General features: G+C 72.5%; 18 protein-coding genes (1 of these 18 cut by a window edge). 11 read left to right on the top strand and 7 right to left on the bottom strand.

From position 1 onward, the window contains the following. Nucleotides 1-22 precede the first annotated feature (22 nt). Nucleotides 23-430, top strand: coding sequence for a GNAT family N-acetyltransferase (locus miv_RS06890; protein ID WP_082172172.1), 408 nt, complete (start codon nt 23-25; stop codon nt 428-430). Between the two features lie 43 nt (nt 431-473). Here miv_RS06890 and miv_RS06895 read toward each other — a convergent pair whose 3' ends face one another. From miv_RS06895 to miv_RS06910, 4 genes are all read right to left on the bottom strand, one after another. Continuing rightward, the gene (locus tag miv_RS06895) at nt 474-1,097 is read right to left on the bottom strand and encodes an LbetaH domain-containing protein (RefSeq protein WP_207182002.1); all 624 of its coding nucleotides are present in this window, start codon (nt 1,095-1,097) and stop codon (nt 474-476) included. Between the two features lie 25 nt (nt 1,098-1,122). Next, nucleotides 1,123-1,464: a hypothetical protein gene (locus miv_RS06900; RefSeq protein WP_048431175.1), complete on the bottom strand. Its 342-nt coding sequence runs from the start codon at nt 1,462-1,464 to the stop codon at nt 1,123-1,125. A 146-nt stretch (nt 1,465-1,610) separates the two neighbouring features. Further along, entirely contained in the window at nt 1,611-3,026 is a 1,416-nt protein-coding gene (locus tag miv_RS06905) for a DHA2 family efflux MFS transporter permease subunit (RefSeq protein WP_207182003.1), read from the bottom strand. A gap of 90 nt (nt 3,027-3,116) precedes the next feature. Continuing rightward, a complete protein-coding gene (locus miv_RS06910) occupies nt 3,117-3,821 on the bottom strand; it encodes a carbonic anhydrase (RefSeq protein WP_048431173.1) in 705 nt (234 codons plus the stop codon). Nucleotides 3,822-4,345: 524 nt separating this feature from the next. On the opposite strand from miv_RS06910, the gene miv_RS06915 reads away from it, so the two are divergent. Then, entirely contained in the window at nt 4,346-7,087 is a 2,742-nt protein-coding gene (locus miv_RS06915) for an ATP-binding cassette domain-containing protein (RefSeq protein ID WP_207182004.1), read from the top strand. A 156-nt stretch (nt 7,088-7,243) separates the two neighbouring features. After that, complete coding sequence (locus miv_RS06920; RefSeq protein ID WP_058619481.1) at nt 7,244-8,143, top strand: MBL fold metallo-hydrolase; 900 nt, start codon at nt 7,244-7,246, stop codon at nt 8,141-8,143. 59 nt (nt 8,144-8,202) lie between these two features. On the opposite strand, the gene miv_RS06925 is transcribed toward miv_RS06920, so the two are convergent. The 3 genes from miv_RS06925 to miv_RS06935 form a co-directional block, all read right to left on the bottom strand. Continuing rightward, a complete protein-coding gene (locus tag miv_RS06925; protein ID WP_048429536.1) occupies nt 8,203-9,156 on the bottom strand; it encodes a nickel/cobalt transporter in 954 nt (317 codons plus the stop codon). Nucleotides 9,157-9,203: 47 nt separating this feature from the next. Further along, nucleotides 9,204-9,848, bottom strand: coding sequence for a DUF1007 family protein (locus tag miv_RS06930; protein WP_207182005.1), 645 nt, complete (start codon nt 9,846-9,848; stop codon nt 9,204-9,206). Nucleotides 9,849-10,274: 426 nt separating this feature from the next. Continuing rightward, nucleotides 10,275-10,937 (bottom strand): TetR/AcrR family transcriptional regulator, encoded by a 663-nt coding sequence (locus miv_RS06935; RefSeq protein ID WP_207182006.1) that lies wholly within the window; start codon nt 10,935-10,937, stop codon nt 10,275-10,277. 41 nt (nt 10,938-10,978) lie between these two features. On the opposite strand from miv_RS06935, the gene miv_RS06940 reads away from it, so the two are divergent. The 8 genes from miv_RS06940 to miv_RS06975 all read left to right on the top strand — a co-directional run. Continuing rightward, complete coding sequence (locus miv_RS06940) at nt 10,979-11,278, top strand: hypothetical protein (RefSeq protein WP_207182007.1); 300 nt, start codon at nt 10,979-10,981, stop codon at nt 11,276-11,278. A gap of 203 nt (nt 11,279-11,481) precedes the next feature. Next, nucleotides 11,482-12,630 (top strand): efflux RND transporter periplasmic adaptor subunit, encoded by a 1,149-nt coding sequence (locus miv_RS06945; RefSeq protein WP_244748902.1) that lies wholly within the window; start codon nt 11,482-11,484, stop codon nt 12,628-12,630. Further along, entirely contained in the window at nt 12,627-13,712 is a 1,086-nt protein-coding gene (locus miv_RS06950) for an efflux RND transporter periplasmic adaptor subunit (RefSeq protein ID WP_207182009.1), read from the top strand. The genes miv_RS06945 and miv_RS06950 overlap by 4 nt, the downstream gene beginning before the upstream one ends. Before the next feature lie 77 nt (nt 13,713-13,789). Next, the gene (locus miv_RS06955) at nt 13,790-16,858 is read left to right on the top strand and encodes an efflux RND transporter permease subunit (RefSeq protein ID WP_207182011.1); all 3,069 of its coding nucleotides are present in this window, start codon (nt 13,790-13,792) and stop codon (nt 16,856-16,858) included. Nucleotides 16,859-16,944: 86 nt separating this feature from the next. Further along, nucleotides 16,945-17,370 carry a MerR family transcriptional regulator gene (locus tag miv_RS06960; RefSeq protein ID WP_207182013.1) on the top strand — a complete coding sequence of 142 codons (426 nt, stop codon included), beginning with the start codon at nt 16,945-16,947 and terminating at the stop codon, nt 17,368-17,370. Next, nucleotides 17,309-17,710 (top strand): carboxymuconolactone decarboxylase family protein, encoded by a 402-nt coding sequence (locus miv_RS06965; protein ID WP_207182014.1) that lies wholly within the window; start codon nt 17,309-17,311, stop codon nt 17,708-17,710. The genes miv_RS06960 and miv_RS06965 overlap by 62 nt, the downstream gene beginning before the upstream one ends. A 292-nt stretch (nt 17,711-18,002) precedes the next feature. Further along, nucleotides 18,003-19,268 (top strand): YjgN family protein, encoded by a 1,266-nt coding sequence (locus miv_RS06970; protein ID WP_244748903.1) that lies wholly within the window; start codon nt 18,003-18,005, stop codon nt 19,266-19,268. A 3-nt stretch (nt 19,269-19,271) separates the two neighbouring features. Next, nucleotides 19,272-19,439, top strand: partial view of a M48 family metallopeptidase gene (locus tag miv_RS06975; protein ID WP_244748905.1) — the start only. Its footprint extends 966 nt past the window's final position; the window shows 168 of its 1,134 coding nt (coding positions 1-168); its start codon is at nt 19,272-19,274; its stop codon lies beyond the right edge, outside the window.

A 19,439-nucleotide genomic window follows, 5' to 3' on the forward strand; every position in this document is an offset into this window, starting at 1 on the left:
CCTGGCGCGACTCTTCGAGGAGATGCAGGCCTATTACGCCGTGCCCTGCCCGCCCCGCGAGGACATCGAGGCGTCGCTCGCCGGGCGCCCGGCCGGGACCGAGATCCTGGTGGCGGAGGACGGCGCGGCCCTCGCCGGCTTCGCGGCCTTCTCGGCGATCTATCCCGGCCCGGGTCTCGCGGGCGGCCTCTTCCTGAAGGAGCTGTTCGTCGGCGCGCGCCACCGCGGCGGCGGCCACGGCCGCGCCCTGGTGCGGGCGGTGGCGGTGGAAGCGGTGGCGCGCGGGTTGAAGCGCGTCGACTGGACGGCGGATGCCGGGCAGCCGGCGCTGCTCGCGTTCTACGAAAGCCTCGGCGCGGCGCCCAAGCCCGACAAGGTCTTCTTCCGGCTGGACGGGGAGGGACTGGCGCGGCTCGGCGGGGCGGAGTGACGGGGCGTCGCGGCCCGGACTGTCGATCGGCGGGTCCCCGGCATCACCGGAGGTCCGGCGCCACGCCCTGGTCGACGAGCCCGAGGCGCGGCACCACCGTGCCGGGGGCGAGGATCGCGCCGGGCGCCACCACGGCATTGGCGCCGAGCCGCGTCCCGTCCCCGACGAGAGCGCCGAACTTCGCGCAGCCGGTCTCGATCGTGGCCCCATCGTGCCGGAATGCCACCGTGGCGCCGGGCCATTCGTTGCGGTGGTTGGCGACGACCGCGCCGGCCTCGAGGTTGACACCCCGGCCGATCACGCTCTCGCCGACGAAGTTGAGATGGGCGAGCGCCGTGCCGGCGAACAGGAACGAGGCCTTCAGCTCGGATCCCGGCCCGATCGTGCAGGCCTCCTCCAGCCAGGCGCCGCCCCGCAGGGTGGCGCCGTGGCCGATGACGCAGCGCGGCCCGACGACGAGCGGGCCCTTGAGCACCGCGCCGGGCTCGACCCGGGCGCTGTGATGCACGGCGATCCCGTCGGCGACGGAAAACGCCTCGCCGAGGCGGGTCAGCAGCCGGCGGACGATGGCGTCCGCCGCAGAGGTGAGCGCCCAGGGCGGCTCGGCGGCCCAATCCGCCAGGGCGGAGGTGCCGAAAGCCGGGATGTGTCGGGCGAGCAGGCTCACGGCCGTCCCGGTCCCGTCGCGCAGATCAGTCGCAGACGCGCACGCGGCGGATGTAGACGTCGCCGAACTCGTCGATCATCCGGCGGCGGACGGTGTAGCATTCGGGGCCGTAGGCCGGGGCGTAGCCGTAGGCCGGCCCGCCATAGACGGGGGTGTAGCCGTAGGCCGGGGCGGGCGCATAGCCGTATCCGTAGCCATAGGCCGGGCGCGCGCCGGCCGCGATGGCGCTGCCGAGGGCGAGGCCGCCGACCGCCCCGAGGGCGAAGGCCGGCCCGGCCCGCCAGCGCGCCTCGGCCGGAGCCGCGCCGGCCAGGGTCACGCTCGCCAGGGTGGCCGCGGCCACGCAGATGGATGCGATGCGCTTCATGGCAGATCCCCATGACGTAAGGGTGGAACAAGCATTCGCGAGCGCCCGAGACCGGATGACCGTGATCCCTGCGGCTCGACGACACCGTTATCGCGCCGCCACGCTGAACGATGGCTGAAGCGCGGCCACAGAATTCCTTCAGCCTGTTACGCGGCGTCGGCCGTCGGCTTCGCCCGGACGATGCGGTGGCCCGACACCTCGGCGCCGGCCTCGGGGGCGAGGCGGCGGAACGACAGGGCCGAAATCCCGGAGACGACCGCCACCGCCAGGAAGGCGGGCCCGAAATCCTCCGCCCGGATGTCGCCGCGGCCGTGCCACTCGGCCGCGGACTGGAGCACGAAGGCCCCGAAGGCGACGCCGATGCTCAAGGAGAGCTGCTGGGCGACGCTGGCGAGGCTCGTCGCCGCGCTCATGTCGCGCGGATCCACGTCGGCGTACGCGATGGCGTTGACGGCAGTGAATTGCAGCGAGCGGAAGCAGCCGCCGACGAGGAGCACCGCGATGATGAGGGCGTGCGGCGTGCCGGCGGTGAACAGGCCGTTCACCGCGAGCAGGCATGCCGCGACCACCGCGTTCAGCGTCATCACCGCCCGGAAGCCGAAGGCGCGCAGGATGCGCGCCGCGATGGTCTTCATGAACAGGGCGCCGGCGGCGGCCGCGAAGGTGATGAGGCCCGAATGCAGCGGGTCGAGCCCGAAGCCGAGCTGGAGCATCAGGGGCAGCAGGAACGGGATCGCCCCGGTGCCGATGCGAAACAGGCTGCCGCCGAGCACCGCCGCCCGGAAGGTCGGGTAGCGCAGCAGATCGAGGCGGATCACCGGGTGCTCCACCCGGCGGCTATGGGCGAGGTAGAGCCCGCACAGCACGACCCCCGCCCCGGTGCAGGCCCAGGACACGACCTCCGGCAGGAGGTGGCGCCCGCTCGAGGCGAGGCCGAGCATCAGGCTGGCGAGGCCGGCCCCCGACAGGACGAAGCCGAGGAGGTCGAGGGGCGGGCGCGCCTCCTCCTTGATGTCCTGGAAGTAGCGGGTCGCGAGCAGGATGCCGGCGAGCCCGATCGGCAGGTTGATGAAGAAGATCCAGCGCCAGTGCAGGGCGGTGGTGATGAGGCCGCCGAGCGGCGGCCCGATCACCGGGCCGACGAGGGCCGGGATGGTCAGGGTGGCGAGCGCCTGGACGAGCTCGCCCTTCGGCACGCTGCGCAGGAGCACGAGGCGCCCGACCGGCACCATCATCGCCCCGCCCATGCCCTGCAGGAAGCGGGCGGCGACGAACCAGCCGAGCGAGTTCGAGGCCGCGCAGGCGAGCGAGCCGGCCATGAACACCGCGAGCGCCCAGCGGAAGACCGTCCGGGCGCCGTAGCGGTCGGCGGCCCAGCCGCTGATGGGGATGAAGATCGCGAGGCTGACGAGGTAGGAGGTCAGGGCCAGCTTCAGGGCGATCGGATCCTCGCCCATATCCGCGGCGATCGCCGGCAGCGACGTCGCGAGCACGGTCGAATCCGTGTTCTCCATGAACAGGGCCGTCGCGACGACGAGGGGGACGATCCGGGCGGTGCGCATGGCGCCGTATCTAGCGCTCGCCGGAGGCACCGGAAGCGCGAATCGGCGGGGCCTGCCCCGTCATCCGTGCGGGGCAGGCCGATGCCGGCGCTACGCGGCCGCCACCGGCACCGGCCGCGCCCCGTCGCCGGCCGCGCGCCGGGGCGCCGGGGCGTGGGCCACCGGCAGCACGCCGTCGTCGGCGAGCGCCACGAAGCGGCTGCCGTCATAGGCCAGCAGCGCACCGGTCTCGATCTCGAAGAACCAGCCGTGGAGGGCGAGCCGTCCCTTGGCGAGCGCCGCCGCCACGCTCGGATGGGTGCGCAGGTGGGCGATCTGCGCCACCACGTTCTCGAGGGCCAGCGCCCGCAGGCGCTCGGTCGGGCCGATGTCGTCCGGGTAGGCTTCGCAGACGATGCGGTCGGCGGCGTGGCTGTGGCGCAGCCAGGCGGCGACGTTCGGCATCGCGTCGAGGGCGCCGGGCTGCATCAGACCCTTCATGGCGCCGCAATCCGAGTGGCCGCAGACCACGATGTCGCGCACCCCGAGCGCCACCACCGCGTACTCGATCGCCGAGGAGACGCCGCCGTTCATCTGCGAGAAGGGCGGCACGATGTTGCCGGCGTTGCGGCAGACGAACAGCTCGCCGGGCCCGGCCTGGGTGATGTGCTCGGGCGAGACCCGGGAATCGGCGCAGGCGATGATCAGGGCCTTCGGCTGCTGCCCGTCGCGCACGAGGCGCTGGTACATCTGCCGCTGGCCCGGAAACACGCTGCCGCGGAAGGTCGAGATGCCCTGGATGATGCTGCTGTCCACGGGGTGTCCTTGTGCAGGAATGAGAGGGATGCGGGCGACGCCTCCACCCGTCGGAGGGAGGCGCAAGGCCGGACCGGGCCTGCCTTCCTCCCGCCGACGGCGCAGAGGAAAATGACTATCAGTCGATTTTCATCAGTCTTGCCCGGCGAGGCATCGTCGCTCCAGCGATGACACCGAGAATGGGGGATGGGCCATTCGGGGGATGTGCGGACACGCACCCGGGCTCATCTGAAGAAATAATCCCGGCCTCGGTCTCTCGGGTGCGGCCACGCACGCTCCGACCGGTCGATCGCGTGGCGATATCGGATGAGATGCCGCCGCGCGGCGTCCGCCGGCACGCAGACCGGGACGCCGGCGGCCCCGGCTTGACCGCTCCGGCCCCCGCGGCCCATACCACCGGCAGCATCGAGGAGGCCCATGGTCACCACCGCGAGACGGCCTCCGGGCCTGCCCCCGCGCACCGGACCGGCGCCGGCCCGGCAGCATCCGGGCGCCCCCGCCCCGCGGTCCCGTCGCCCGCTCTGATGGACCGCGATCCGATCGTCTTCGCCTGGCGCAGCGCCAAGCGCCGGCACGCCGCCGCCATCGCGGTCGCCCTCGGGCTCGGCGGCCCCCTGGTCGGGCTCGGGCTGCTCGCCCTGCGCGACCTCGTCGACGAGCTCCTGGCCCTCGCCGAGCCGGGGCGCGGGCCGATCCACTTCCTGCATCTCGTCGTGCCGCTCCCCGAGCGCCTCGGCGGCCACGGCCTGACGCTGGTGCGCGGCTGGCCGTTGCCGGAGAGCGCCCTGACCCTGTGGGCGCTGGGCGCCCTGATCCTCGTCGCCCTGGCGCTGGCCGGACTCGGCTGGGGCGTGGCGCGGCTCTGCGTCCGGGCCCAGGCCGAGGCGGTGCGCCGCCTGCGGGAGGTGGCCGAGGACGCGATCCTGCGCTCCGGGCCCGCCGCCCGGGACGATGCCCGGGCGCTCGCCGGCCAGGTCGGCGCGGCGATCCGCGCCGCCGACGGGCTCCTCGCGGTCGGCATCCTGGTCCCGGCGCTCGCCGCCGGCAGCGTGCTGCTGGCGCTCGCGGTCGCGGCGGCGGTGGCCCCGCGCCTCGTCGCGGCCGCGGGCATCAGCCTCGTCGCCGCGGCGCTCGCCCGCCAGCTCCTCATCGCCCGAACCGAGCGCCGGGACGACCAGCGCCGGCTGGAGGGCGCCGCCCTCGAGCGCGGCCTGACCGACCTCGTGCGGCGCCTGCCGGCGGTGCGGGCCCACGGCACCACCGCCTTCGAGCATGCCCGCCTCGGCCACGTCGCCGAGCGGGCGCGCCGGGCCCTCACCGAGACCGAGAACGACCTCTCCCGCGCCCGCGCCCCGGCCCTCGCCCTGGCGGTGCTGGTGCCGACCGTGATGCTGGCGGCCGCCCTGTGGCAGGCCCCCGCCCCCGCCGCCCCGGTGAGTGCCGGCGGGCTGTCGGCGGTGCTGGGGGCGCTCGCGATCGCGTCGAGCGCGGTGGCGGCCTTCCTGCGCCAGAGCCGGCGGCGGCGCGCCGCCCTTCCGGCCTTCCGGGAGATCGCCCGCGCCACCGCCTCGCTGGAGGCCCGCGCCCGGGCGCCGCGCCGGCTGCGCAGCCAGTCCGAACCGCTGCCGGACGGCGGGCCGATCGTGCTCGCGAACGTCGCGGCCTACGATCCGGCCTCGGGCGAGCGCCTGATCGGCCTCGATCTCTCGCTGCCGATGCCGAGCCACGTCGCGATCCTGGGGGACCGCGGCAGCGGCGGCCGGGTGCTCGCCGCCCTGATCGCCGGCCAGCTCGAACCCACCGCCGGGGCGGTGACCTATGCGGGCACCGACCTGCGCTCGGTCGAGCCGGCGGAGCGGGCGCGCCGCATCGCCTATGCGGGCGGCGAGCCGGTGCTGATGAGCGGCACGCTGCTGCAGAACCTCCTCTACGGCGACCCGGCCTTCGCCGACGGATCGAGCCCCGACGCGAGCACGCCGAACGCCCGCGAGCTGGAGGAGAGGCTGGTCGAGGCCCTGTCGGTCACCGGGCTCGACCGGCTGGTCTACGGGCGCGGGCTCGCCAGCGTGCTGCCGCGCCGCCTCGACGCCGCCACCGCCGCCGCCATCGTGCAGACCCGGGACGCCCTGCGGGCCGCGCTCGCCGCCGACCACGCCGCGCACCTGATCGAGCCCTTCGACCCCGCCCGCTACAACCGGCAGGCGACGGTGGGCGAAAATATCCTGTTCGGGGCGCCGGTCGGCTCGGCCTTCTCGGAGGCGCGGCTCGCCGGCCACCCCTTCACCCGGGCGGTGCTGGAGGCCGAAGGCCTGACCCGGCCGATGACCGAGATGGGTCTCGCCATCGCCCGGGCCACCGTCGAGATCTTTTCCGACCTGCCGGACGACCACCCGCTCTTCGACGCCTTCTCGCTGTTTCCCGCGCGCGAGCGCGGCTTCTTCGAGGATCTGATCGCGCGCCAGCCCGAGGCCTCCGGCTGGCGCCGCGGCCCCGCGGGCCAGCGCGACCGCGCCCGCCTGATCGGCCTGTGCCTGCGCTACAGCGAGACCCGGCACCGCTTCGGCCTCATCGACGAGGCGATGGAGACGCGCCTCGTCGCGGCCCGGCGCACCTTCGCGGCCCTGCTGCCGGCCTCGCTCACCGGCTCGGTCGAGTTCTACGATCCCGGCAAGGTCACGGCGGCGGCGAGCCTGGAGGAGAACCTGCTGTTCGGCCGCGTCGCCGGGGCGGAAGCCGGGGCGGGCGCCCGGGTGCGCACCCTGATGCAGGCGGTGCTGCGCGAGCGCGGCCTCGAGCGCACGGTCTACCGCTTCGGCCTGGCGAGCCAGGTCGATCCGCGGGCGGCGGAGAGTGGCCTTGCCGGGCGCGACGGCTTCACGCCGTTCGAGCGCACGGCGATCGACGTCGCCCGCTGCCTGGTGCGCCGGCCCGACATCCTGGTGGTCGGCCTCGCCCTCGACGACCGCGGCGCGCCCGAGGTGATGGCGGGCATCGAGCGGCTGCGGGCGGCCCGGGCCGGGCGCGGCCTCGTGGTGTGCCTGCCGGCCGAGTGCCGGCCGGACGAGGCCGCCCCCTTCGACGTCGTGCTGCGGGCCGAGCGCACCACCGTGGTGCGGGCCGGCGGGATGCCGGATGTCGCGGAGACGGCTGTCGCAGAGTCCGGCCCGGCCGGGCCTCCCGCCGGCGCAGAGGCGGCCCCGTCATCCGAGGTGGTCTCGTCATCCACAGAGCCGGTGCGGGACCGCACTCGCTTAACGCCAGATTAGGTCGTCCGGGGGAACCTTCGTCTCGTGCTCGCCGTTCGTGCTGCACATCTTTCGTGTACAGTTCCCATCCGTGCCTTGCCGGCCTGCCCGGCCGGAGCCTTCGCCATGTGCGTTGTCGCACATCCATCTCCCGCAACCCCCATCACGGTCACCGGCATGACAACGAGGGGTCCTCTCATGGAAGCCGGCTTGACGCTCCGGTTCTGGGGCGTCAGGGGGTCGACCTGTGCTTCGGGCCCCGATTTCGTGGAATTCGGCGGGCACACGCCCTGCGTCGAGGTCCGCTGCGGCGAGCGGCTGTTCGTGATCGATGCCGGCACCGGCATCAACGCGTTCGGCGCCCACCATCGCGACCGGGTGCCCCAGCGGGTCGACCTGCTGCTCAGCCACCTCCACCTCGATCATGTCGGCGGCCTGCCGTTCATGAAGCCGGCGATCCTCGACCCCTCCCGCGAGATTCACACCTGGTGCGGCAACCTCGATGGGGCGAGCGCCGCCGAGCCCCTCGACCGGCTCTTCTCGCCGCCGCTCTTCCCCATCACCCTCGACATGTTCCCCGCCCGCTTCGTCCATCACGGGTTCCGGGCCGGCGAGAGCCTGACCTTCCCGGACGGCGCGGTCGTCGACACCATCCCGCTGCAGCATCCGCAGGGCGCCACGGGCTACCGCTTCCGGCATGCCGGCCGCTCGGCCTGCTACATCAGCGACCTCGAGCATTCCGAGCCCTGGCCCGATCCGGCGCTCCTCGACTTCGTGCGCGGCTCGGACCTCGTGGTCTATGACGGCATGTTCACGCAGGGCGAATACCCGTCCTGTCGCGGCTGGGGCCACTCGACCTGGCAGAAGGGCGTCGAGCTGTGCCAGGCCGGGGATGTCGAAAGGCTCGCCATCGTGCACCTCTACCCGCAGCACACCGATTCGCTGCTGCGCGACCTGGAGGTCCAGATGCAGGGCGAGATGCCCGGAGCCTTCGTGGCCCGCGAGCGCCAGGAGATCAGCCTCGCGGCCGTCGCGGAGGCGAACCCGCGGCGCCGGCGGGTCGCCCAGGTCGCCTGATCAGAGAGGCGCCTGATCAGAGAGGCGCCTGATCAGAGGCGCCCGATCGGCTCGCCCGATCAGAACGCCGTCGCGGCCCAGCCCGAGAGCAGCCCCGCCCCGAGCACCATCACGAAGGCGGCGGCCCATAATTCAAGCATGCCGACCGCGATCGCCCCACCCTGACCGCGGCCTCCCGCGAGCCGGAGCGCGAACGCCTTGGCGAACACCGCGAGCGCCGCCAGCACCCCGGTGGTGATCGCGGTGCCGAGCGCCATCGCCAGGGTCGCGGCGACGCCGGCCCACAGGATGCCCTGCGACAGGGCGAAGACCAGGACCAGGATCGCCCCGGCGCAGGGGCGCGTGCCGGCGGCCAGCACCACGCCGGCCTGCTCGCGCCAGCCCGCCAGCCGCTCGACCTTCGTCCCGTCGGCGAGGCCGGCATGGCCGCAGCCCGGGCCGCAAGCCGGCCCCGCCTCGCGGTTGAGGAGGCGCGCGAGCTGCCCGGCCTTGCGCCAGGTCACCGCCGCGCCGAGCACCGCCACGCAGGCAAAGCCCGCCGTCTCGATGACCGTGCCGGCCTGGTTGAGGCCGGCGGCGGTGAGGCGCAAGACCACCGCGCCGCCGCCGACGAGGGCCAGGGCGACGACCGCCTGGAGCAGGGCCGCCAGCAGGCTCAGGGTGAAGCCGCGTTGCAGGGCGCGCTCGCCGGCCATCAGGTAGCCGGCGATCACCGCCTTGCCGTGGCCGGGCCCGGCGGCATGCAGCACCCCGTAGGCGAAGCCGAGCCCGACGAGCGTCAGCGCCCCGTCGCGGCCGTCCTTGACCGCCGAGACGGCGGCCTGGAGCGCCCGCGAGAAGCCGGCCTGCATGGCGAGCAGCCAGGCGCCGAGGCTCGTGGCGCCGTTGGGGCTCGCCTCGCGGAAGCCGATGCCGAAGGGGGAGCGCGGCGGCGCCCGGAAACCGGGAGCGAGCAGCCCGAGCAGGACCGCCAGCAGGGCGGCGGCGGCGAGGACCGCGAGGGCGGCCAGCATCAGGCGCTGGACGCCGCGGGAGGGGAGAGCGAGGGGAAGGGCTCGGGTCAGCACGCGACGACGATCCGGTTGGCGAATTGCACGCCGTAGGTCGAGGCGGCGGTGATCGCCTCGAAGAAGGCCTCCGACATGCCGGTGGCGGCGGGCGCCGGCGCGGCAGTCTTGGGCCGGTGGGCGGTGACGCGGCAGGCGGCGGGCGCGCCCACCAGCGTCGCGACCTCGCCGCCCTCCGCGAGGCTGAAGGCGACGAAGTAGGTCGGGTCGTAGACCTCGAGCGAGGCCGTGCCGGCGGCCGGCGCCCTGAGCGGCAGGGTGAACCGCAGGGTCAGCTGCCCGTCCGCGAAGGTCATCGCCGGATCGGCGGCGGCGCCGAGATCGACCTTGCGGCCGTTGACCTTCAGCACCGTGAAGTAGGCGTTGTCGGCGAGGTTCTCGGCATTGTCCCGGGCGAGCGCGGCGAGCGCCGCCGGGTTGACCGGCCCGGTCGTCGACTGGCCCAGTCCCTGGATCGCGAAGGCCGAGTAGGTCGGATCGAACGTCCAGGCGTGGCGCACCGCCCGAAGCACCCCGTCCGGCCCGTAATCGAGCTCGGCCCGGGTGGTGATCCAGACATGCGGATGGGCGAGCGCCGGCGTCGCCGCGGCGAGAGCGGCAGGCAGGAAGCCGACGAGGAGACGGGACGGGCGCAGCATGACGATGTCCTTCGGCGACGCTCGCCCGTCGTGGTGAAGCGGTGGTGAAGCGCGTCGCGCCCCCGGTGGCGCACTGGTCCCGCCGCATTGCGGCGGGAGCGGGGCGGTGGGGCTGCGCTTCCGATCCGAAGGCTCGCGCCCGAACCCTCCCCCCCTCAGGGCTATCCGGGGAAAGAAAAAAGCGCGCCTCCCCTCTCCCGTGTGGGAGAGGGGCCGAGGATCGAAGATCCCGCGTGAGGGTGTTACGGTTCCGTGTGAAGCACTCAGCGTAGAGCTGCCAGCACAACAGTCACAGCTTTACACTGAAGCGTGTCACCCTCGCGCGATCTTCGATCGCCCCTACCCCTCTCCCACACCTTGCAGCGATACCGGGCAAGCCCGGCATCGCCCGGAGAGGGAATCCCGCGCCTGATTTCAAATGGGATTTTATTCGGACAGCCCTGCCGTCTGCAGGGAAGGGTTCGGGCGGGAGCCGCCCGTCAACCCCCGCTCCAGCAGGTCCAGGTGCCCGGCCAGGTAGGCCGGTCCGTCGATGGCGTGGTCGTCGCCGAACATCAGCCGCCAGGTGCAGGCCATGATGACCGGGGCGAAGAGCAGGTGGGGGAACTCCTCGGCGGCGGAAGGCCGGAACTCGCCCCGCCGGATCCCGTAGCGGACGACCCGGCGCAGCGCCTCCACCTCGGGGCCGATCACCTCGGCGCGCCAGCGCTCGACGAGATCGGGAAAGCGGCTGACCTCGGCGAGCAACATCCGGATGATCTCGCGGGTGCGCCGGTCCTCGACCATCTGGGCGTATTCGAAGGCGAAATGGGTGCGCAGGATCGTCATCGCGGAGCCCTGCGGGGCGGCGGTGAGCGCCGCCAGATGCTCCCGCGACGGGCGGCTCATCTCCTGCATCGTCGCGAGGAAAAGGTCCTCCTTGCTCGGGAAGTACAGGTAGATCGTGCCCTTGGTGATGCCGGCCCGGGCCGCCACGTCATCGAGCTTGGTCGCGGCGAATCCGCTCCGGGCGAATTCCTCGAACGCCGCCTCCACGATCTCGCCGGGCCGCTCCTCCTTGCGCCGCCGGCGCTGTCCCGCCACTGCCATCTCGCACCCTTATTGACTGCCTGGTCAGTTATTAGTACGAGATGGGCGTCGCCTTCAAGGAGCGCGCCATGGCCCGCACGGTGATGTGCCCATCCCGGATCCACCGGTCCGGTCCAACCCCAGCGACCCGGCACGGGTTCACCCGCCTGCCGAACGGCCTCGACCTGCACGCCCCCGCCCTCTCCCGCGCGCATCCGCTGCTGCCCCGGCGCGGTACGGTGCCGGCCCTGGCCCTGGTGCTCGTCGCCCTTGCCGGATGGGCCGGCCTCCTGGCCTGGACCCGCATCGATCCGGTGGCCGCGCCCTGCACGGCCTGCATGGCCGAACAGAGCCGTCTCTGAGCCGACACGTCCTTTCGCGTTCGCCCCGGCACGGCGCCGGGGCCTCGTCACAGATGCGGCGGGGCCGCCCTCCCGGGCGGCACGCCACATCTGGAAGGAGCGGCCGCACCCGCCCCCTCGCGGCCGCTCCTTCACATCCGTCCCCCGCCCGTGCTGTCCTTCGGGGCTTCCCGTCCCACGCCGAACCGGTACCCTCGACGATCATGAGACCCAGCCCGATCCTCCGAGGCATCCACCGCCCGGCCGTGATGGCCGCCCTGATCCTGGCGGGGCAAATCCTCGCGGGCCAGGCCCGCGCCGATGCGCCCGCCCTCACGGCCAAGGACGAGGCGAAGCAGGCATCGGCGCAGGCCGGCGCGCTGGCGGAGGTCCGGGTCGTCACCGCGGCGCTCGCCCCGGTCTCGGCCCAGGTCGTCCTGACCGGCGACATCCAGGCCAAGTTCCTGAGCAACATCGCGTTCCGAGTCAGCGGCAAGATCCAGGAGCGGCTGGTCGAGGTGGGCGAGCACGTCACCGCCGACCAGGTGCTGGCCCGGCTCGAGCCGCAGGAGCAGCAGGTCAACGTCGACACCGCGCAGGCCGCGCTCGCCTCGGCCGAGGCGCTCTTGACCCAGGCCAAGGTCGGCTTCGAGCGCCAGCAATCGCTGATGCGCAGCGGCTACACCACCCGCACCGCCTACGACCAGGCCGAGCAGACCCTGCGCACCACCCAGGCCTCGGTCGAATCCGCCAAGGCGGCGTTGGGCAATGCCCGCGAGCAATTCTCCTATACGGAGCTGAAGACCGGGGTCGCCGGCATGATCACGGCGCGCAACGCCGAGGCCGGCCAGGTGGTCCAGTCGGGCCAGACCGTGTTCACGCTGGCCCAGGACGGGCCGCGGGACGCGGTGTTCATCGTCTCCGAGACGCTGCTCGCCGAGCCGCCGGAGGGCAAGACCGTCGACATCATCCTCCTGTCCGATCCGCGGGTGCGCACCACCGGCACGGTGCGGGAGATCTCGCCGGCGGTCGATCCGTCCTCGGGCGGCGTGCGGGTGAAGATCGGCCTCTCCCAGGTCCCGCCCGAGATGTCCCTCGGGGCCACGGTGGCGGGCCTCGGCCGCTTCCGCGCCCGGCAGGCGATCAGCCTGCCCTGGAGCGCGCTGTTTCGCTGGCAGGACCAGCCGGCGGTCTGGGTGCTCGATCCGGGCAGCGGCACCGTCGCGCCCAAGACTGTGACGATCGACCGGTATGCCGGCTCGGCCATCGTCCTGTCGGAGGGCATCCAGCCGGGCGAGCGGGTGGTCACCGCCGGGATCCAGCTCCTGCGCCCCGGCCAGGCGGTCGCAGTGGTCGGGGAGGACAAGCAGTGAAGCACGTCCCCGCCCTCGCTGTCCTCGTCCTCCTCGCCGCCTGCCAGGAGAAGAAGGCCGAGGCACCGCCGCCGGTGCGCCCTGTCCTGACCACGAAGGTCGAGATCCGCACCGCCGAGACCTTCGGGCCCTTCGCCGGCACGGTCGAGCCGCGCTACCAGACGCAGGCCGGCTTCCGGGTCCCGGGCCGGATGGTCGCCCGCGACGTCTATGTCGGCGACCTCGTGCCCAAGGGCGCGCGCCTCGCCGCCCTCGATCCCACCGTGCTGCAATTCGCCGTCACCCGGGCGCGGGCCGACGTCACCGATGCCGAGGCGCAGCTCACCAACGCCAATGCCGTCGAGGGGCGCCAGCGCACCCTGTTCGACGGCGGCAACGTCACCCAGGCTGCCCTCGACGCGGCGGTGGCCACCCGCGACACCGCCGCGGCGCGCCTGGCCCAGGCCAAGGCCGCCCTCCAGAAGGCGACCGACGAGCTCGGCTACGCCACCCTGAAGGCCGATGTCGACGGGGTGGTGACCGCCTGGAGCGCCGAGGTCGGCCAGGTGGTGAGCGCCGGCCAGGTCGTGGTGACGCTCGCCCGGCCCGATATCCGCGAGGCGGTGGTCGACATCCCGGACGGGCTGATGGCCGGCATCAAGGCCGGCACCGAGTTCACCGTGACGCTCCAGGCCGCCCCGACCATCACCGCCAAGGGCCGGGTGCGCGAGATCGGGCCGCTCGCCGACCCGGCGACCCGCACCCGCCGGGTGCGCATGACGCTCACCGATCCGCCGGAGGCGTTCCGGCTGGGCACCACCATCACGGTGGCTCTGGCGCGCGCCACCCCGCCCCGCATCACCCTGCCGGCCACCGCCCTGTTGCGGGAGGAGAGCCGCACCAGCGTCTGGGTGGTCGCGCCGGACGGCCGGTCGGTCGCCCGCCGCGACGTCGCAGTGGTCCCGGTCGCCGACACCGCGCACCACGACGAGGACACGGTGACCCTGAGCGACGGCCTCGAGGCCGGCGAGACCGTGGTGGTGGCGGGCGTCCACAGCCTGAAGGACGGGCAACCGGTGCGCCTCGCCGCCTCCGGGCTCTGACCGCTCCCCGAATTCTTCGCGCGCGGCCCGACGCGGCCCGCCCCCCAAACTCTCTTTCAGCGCGAGGCCGCGCCCCGATGAAGTCGTTCAACCTCTCCGAATGGGCGCTGTCGCACCGCTCCTTCGTCTGGTTCCTGATGGTGGTGGCGATCGTCGCCGGCGCGATGTCGTATCGCAAGCTCGGCCGCGAGGAGGACCCGGCCTTCGCGATCAAGACCATGGTGGTTCAGGCGGTGTGGCCCGGCGCCACGATCAGCGACACCCTCGACCAGGTCACCGACCGGATCGAGAAGGAGCTGCAGCAGATCGGCGCGGTCGACTACACCAAGAGCTACACCACGCCCGGCCAGGCGACGGTGTTCGTGAACCTGCGCGACACCACCCCGCCGCAGACGATCCCGTGGCTGTTCTACCAGGTCCGCAAGCGGCTCGGCGACATCAAGGGTACCTTCCCGCAGGGCATGCAGGGCCCGTTCTTCAACGACGAGTTCGGCGACGTCTACGGCAACGTCTACGCCTTCACGGCGGACGGGCTCTCGATGCGCCAGCTGCGCGACTACGTCGAGACGGTCCGCACCCGGATCATCAAGGTGCCGAGCATCGGCAAGACCCAGATCATCGGCGCCCAGAACGAGGTGATCTATCTCGGCTTCTCGACCCGCAAGCTCGCCGGCCTCGGCGTCGACGTGCAGTCGCTGATCAAGACGCTGCAGGCCCAGAACGCGGTGGCGCCCTCGGGCGTGATCCAGGCCGGGCCGGAGCGGGTCTCGGTCCGGGTCGGCGGCCAGTTCACCGACGAGAACAGCCTGAAGGCGATCAACCTGCGGGTCAACGACCGCTTCTTCCGCCTCTCGGACGTGGCCGAGATCGAGCGCGGCTACACCGACCCGCCCGAGGCGCTCTTCCGCTACAACGGCCGGCCGGCGATCGGGCTCGCCATCGCCATGCAGCAGAGCGGCAACCTGCTCGAATTCGGCGAGGCCCTGAAGTCCCGCATGCGCCAGGTCGAGGCGGAACTGCCCGTCGGCGTCGGCATCCACCTCGTCTCGGACCAACCCAAGATCGTCGAGGAGGCGGTCGGCGGCTTCACCAAGGCGCTCGTCGAGGCGGTGGTGATCGTGCTCGTGGTCTCGTTCCTGAGCCTCGGGGTGCGGGCCGGCCTCGTGGTCTCGTTCTCGATCCCGCTGGTCCTCGCCATCGTGTTCGTCATCATGGAGGTGATGGGGGTCACGCTCCAGCGCATCTCGCTCGGAGCGCTGATCATCGCGCTGGGCCTCCTCGTCGACGACGCGATGATCACCGTCGAGATGATGGTGGCGCGGCTGGAAGCCGGGGACAGCCTGCACAAGGCCGCGACCTTCGCCTATACCTCCACCGCCTTCCCGATGCTCACCGGCACGCTCGTCACCGTGGCGGGCTTCCTGCCGATCGGCTTCAACGGCTCGGCGGCGGGCGAGTACACCTACTCGCTGTTCGTGGTGATCGCGGCCTCGCTCCTCGTCTCCTGGGTGGTGGCGGTGCTGTTCGCCCCCCTCATCGGCGTCAAGATCCTGCCGAAGGCCATGAAGGGCCACCACGAGAAGCCGAGCCGCCTGCTCAACGGCTTCCGGGCCCTGCTGCTGCCGGCGATGCGCTTCCGCTGGGTGACGGTCGCTTCCTGCGTCGGCCTGCTGGGTGCCGCCATCGTCGGCATGGGCCACGTCCAGCAGCAATTCTTCCCGGCCTCCGACCGGCCCGAGGTGCTGGTCGACATGACCCTGCCGCAGAATGCCAGCATCGCCGAGACGAAGGCGCAGATGGACCGGTTCGAGCAGGCGCTGAAGGGCGATGCCGAGATCAAGCGCTGGAGCTCCTATGTCGGCCAGGGCGCAATCCGCTTCTACCTGCCCCTCGACCAGCAGCTCTCCAACGCGTTCTTCGGCCAGATCGTGATCGAGACCGTGTCGCTGGAGGCCCGCGACCGCACCATGGCGCGGCTCAACGCGCTCGCCCGGCGCGACTTCGTCGGCACCGACGTGTTCATCCATCCCCTCGACCTCGGCCCCCCGGTCGGGCGGCCGATCCAGTACCGGATCAGCGGCCCCGACCTGCAGGTGGTGCGGGCCCAAGCCCTCAAGCTCGCCAACCTGGTGGCGCAGAACCCGCATGTCGGCCTGCCGACCTTCGACTGGAACGAGCCCGGCAAGGTCTTGCGAGTCGAGATCCTGCAGGACAAGGCGCGCCAGCTCGGCGTGACCTCGCAGGACATCGCCGGCATCCTCAACGGCGTGGTCGGCGGCACCACCATCACCCAGGTCCGCGACGCGATCTACCTCGTCGACGTGGTCGGCCGGGCGCAAGGGCCGGAGCGCCGCTCCGTCGACACGCTCCAGAGCCTGCAGGTGCCGACCGCCGGCGGCGCCACCGTGCCGCTGCTCGCCTTCGCCAAGATCCACTACGACCTCGAACAGCCGATCGTCTGGCGCCGGGACCGGATGCCGACCATCACGGTGCGCGCCTCGATCACCGACACGACCCAGCCGCCGACGGTCGTCGACGCGCTGGCCCCCGCCATCGCGCAGTTCCGCTCCGAGCTGCCGGACGGCTACGACGTCGCCACCGGCGGCGCCGTGGAGGAGGCCGCCAAGGGCCAGGGCCCGATCGCCGCGGTGGTGCCGGTGATGCTGCTGGTGATGGCCTTCTTCCTGATGGTGCAGCTCCAGAGCGTCCAGAAGCTCTTCCTCGTCTCGAGCGTGGCGCCGCTCGGCCTCATCGGCGTCGTCGCGGCGCTGCTGCCGTCGGGCGCCCCGATGGGCTTCGTGGCGATCCTCGGCATCCTGGCGCTGATCGGCATCATCATCCGCAACGCGGTGATCCTGGTGACCCAGATCGACGAGTTCGAGGCCGAGGGCATGAACCCCTGGGACGCGGTGGTGGAAGCCACCTGCCACCGCATGCGCCCGATCCTGCTCACGGCGGCCGCCGCGAGCCTCGGCATGGTGCCGATCGCCCGCGAGGTCTTCTGGGGGCCGATGGCCTACGCGATGATCGGCGGCATCATCGCGGCGACCTTCCTGACCCTGTTCTTCCTGCCGGCGCTCTATGTCGGCTGGTACCGGATCCGGCCGCAGAAGGCGGGCGAGGGACACGCTCCGGCCGGGGCGTGAGGCCGGCCTTGCACGCCGCGCACTCCGCTTGACTTCGAGCGCGCTCGAACCCCTAGCCTCGGACGCGTCGTGGCGAGAAGGTGCGCATGAAGATCGGGGAACTGGCCGCGCGTTCGGGACTGACCGCCCACACCCTCCGCTACTACGAGCGGATCGGGCTGCTCCCCTACGCCGACCGGAACCGATCGAGCCACCGTGACTACGACGCATCGATCCTGACCTGGATCGGCTTTCTGACTCGTCTCAAGACGACCGGGATGCCGATCCGGGAGATGGTGCGCTACGCGGCCCTGCGAAACGACGGCCCCGCCACGGAGACGGAGCGCCGCGAGATGCTGGAACGGCATCGCGCGCGCGTCCGCGCTCACCTCGCCGACCTGCAGGAAAGCCTTCTCGTCCTCGACACCAAGATCTCCGGGTATGCCGGCGCGGACGAGAGGATGCAGGCCCATGACACAGAACCATCACTCCGGCGAAAGCCGGCTGGAGCGCGGACGACGGGCGCTCGCTGAGATCGACGGCCATGCCGGAGAGGCGGTCGTCGCCTCGCTTGCCGACATCGCCCCGGATTTCGCAACCTACCTGCTCGAATTCCCGTTCGGCGACATCTACAGCCGCCCCGGCCTCGACCTGCGCGCCCGCGAGATCGCCACCATCGCGGCGCTGACCGCGATGGGCAACGCGGCCCCGCAACTCAAGGTGCACATCGCGGCGGGACTGAATGTCGGTCTCTCCCGCGAGGAGATCGTCGAGACCATCATGCAGATGGCCGTCTATGCGGGGTTCCCGGCGGCGCTGAACGGCCTGTTCGCGGCCAAGGCGGTGTTCGCCGAGCGCGACGCGGCCGGCTGAGACGCGCGGTCTTCGGATGGCGTGTCGGCAAAGGCCGCGGCGGGACCGAATTCGGCAGCCTCTCCTCGCCCGTCCGGCGCTCGAGGTCCGCGCGCATCCGGCATGCCGGTCCTTCCAAAAGCCCCGGTCGCGGGTCGACCTCGATCGCCCGCGCGAGCGCAGGCGACACGATGCGATCCAGGCGCGAACAAACGCACTGCACGAACAACCTCCCCTGGCGTCCGCCTTCTCCTTGCGTAAGATGCGGGGGACACCGGGGTCCGTGAGGGCGGGGCGCAGGATGAGCATCGCGATGACCGAAGCGAGGCCCGCCTCCGCGCCGCAGGGCGTCTCCGTGACCTTCGACACGACGCTCCGCGGCCTGACCCGGCTCGCCCTCAAGGGCATCCTGCTCTCGCTCGTGACCTTCGGAATCTACCGGTTCTGGTACGTCACCGACCTGCGACGGTTCTTCTGGAGCCGCACGACCGTCGACGGGTCGCCGGCCGCCTATACCGGAACCGGCAAGGAACTCTTTCTGGGCTTCCTGGTGGCGCTGGTGCTCCTGGTACCGATCTATCTCGGCCTGTTCGCGATCTCCCTGGCGATCCCTGCGCTCGCTCCGGCCTCGGTGGCGATCTCCTTCGTCAGCCTGTTCGTGCTCGGGCAGTACGCGCTCTATCGCGGGCGCCGCTACCGGGCGATGCGCACGCTCTGGCGCGGCATCCGCCTCGGCCAGGACGGGTCGGCCCTCGTCTACGCGGCCCGGGCGGCGGGGTGGTGGCTCCTCGTCTACCTGAGCTTCGGGCTCGCCTTCCCGTTCATGCGGGCGAGCCAGGAGCGCTACCGCATCGGCCACACCCTGGTCGGCACGAGCCGGCTGACGTCGGAGGCGCGCGGGCGCAGCGTGCTGGGGCCGTGGCTGCTGTTGTACCTCGTCGGGCTCGGGATACCGATCGGGTTCGGCGTCGCGCTGCTGGTCGCGTCCGACTTCTCGCCACCGACGGACCTGATGGTGCCGAAGCCCGGCGGCAAGGCGGGCGAGACGATCCTCAACCCGGCCTATGCGGGCACGGCGATCGGCCGCCTCGCGAACGCCCTGTTCGTCGCCGCCCTGATCTGCCTCCCGGCGGCGTTCATGCTGATCCCCTACTACCGGGCCCGCGAGGCCCGCGCCTTCGCGGGCGCAGTGCGTCTCGGCGGCGTGCGCCTCGCCTCGACCCTGCGGGCCCGCGCCTTCTACGGGCCTTACATTCGCTACGTGCTGTCGCTCGTCGGCCTCATGCTGATATTCGGTCTCGGGGGCGTTCTCCTCACCCTGGCCACACGGCGGGTCGATCTCGGCTTCATCCACTGGTTCATCGTCCTGGGCTACGTCATCATGGCCCCCCTCGGCGCGGTGCTCTACGTCCGCCTGGTGCGAGCCCGGCTGTGGGCGGCGGTCGCCACGAGCCTGACGGTTCTGAACCCCGAAGACCTCTCGGCGATCCTCGCCTCGGCCCGGGGCGCCGGCAGCGGGTTGCAGGAGGGCCTCGCCGACGCGCTCGACGTCGGCGGCGCGCTCCAGATCGGCCTCTGAGCGGTGGACCCGCTGCCGCAAGATCCGACCGTCGAGGCGGAAGGGCGCTACTTCGACGGCGTCAGCGCCCGGCCTCACCCGGTGCGGCTTCACCTCGCCGCACGGTTCCGGGTCACGGGCCGCGAGATTGCGAAGGACTGGGACCCGCTCGACCTCCGGGCGGGCGATTCG

It is taken from the genome of Methylobacterium indicum (assembly GCF_017347565.1).
Classification (GTDB): Bacteria; Pseudomonadota; Alphaproteobacteria; order Rhizobiales; family Beijerinckiaceae; genus Methylobacterium; species Methylobacterium indicum.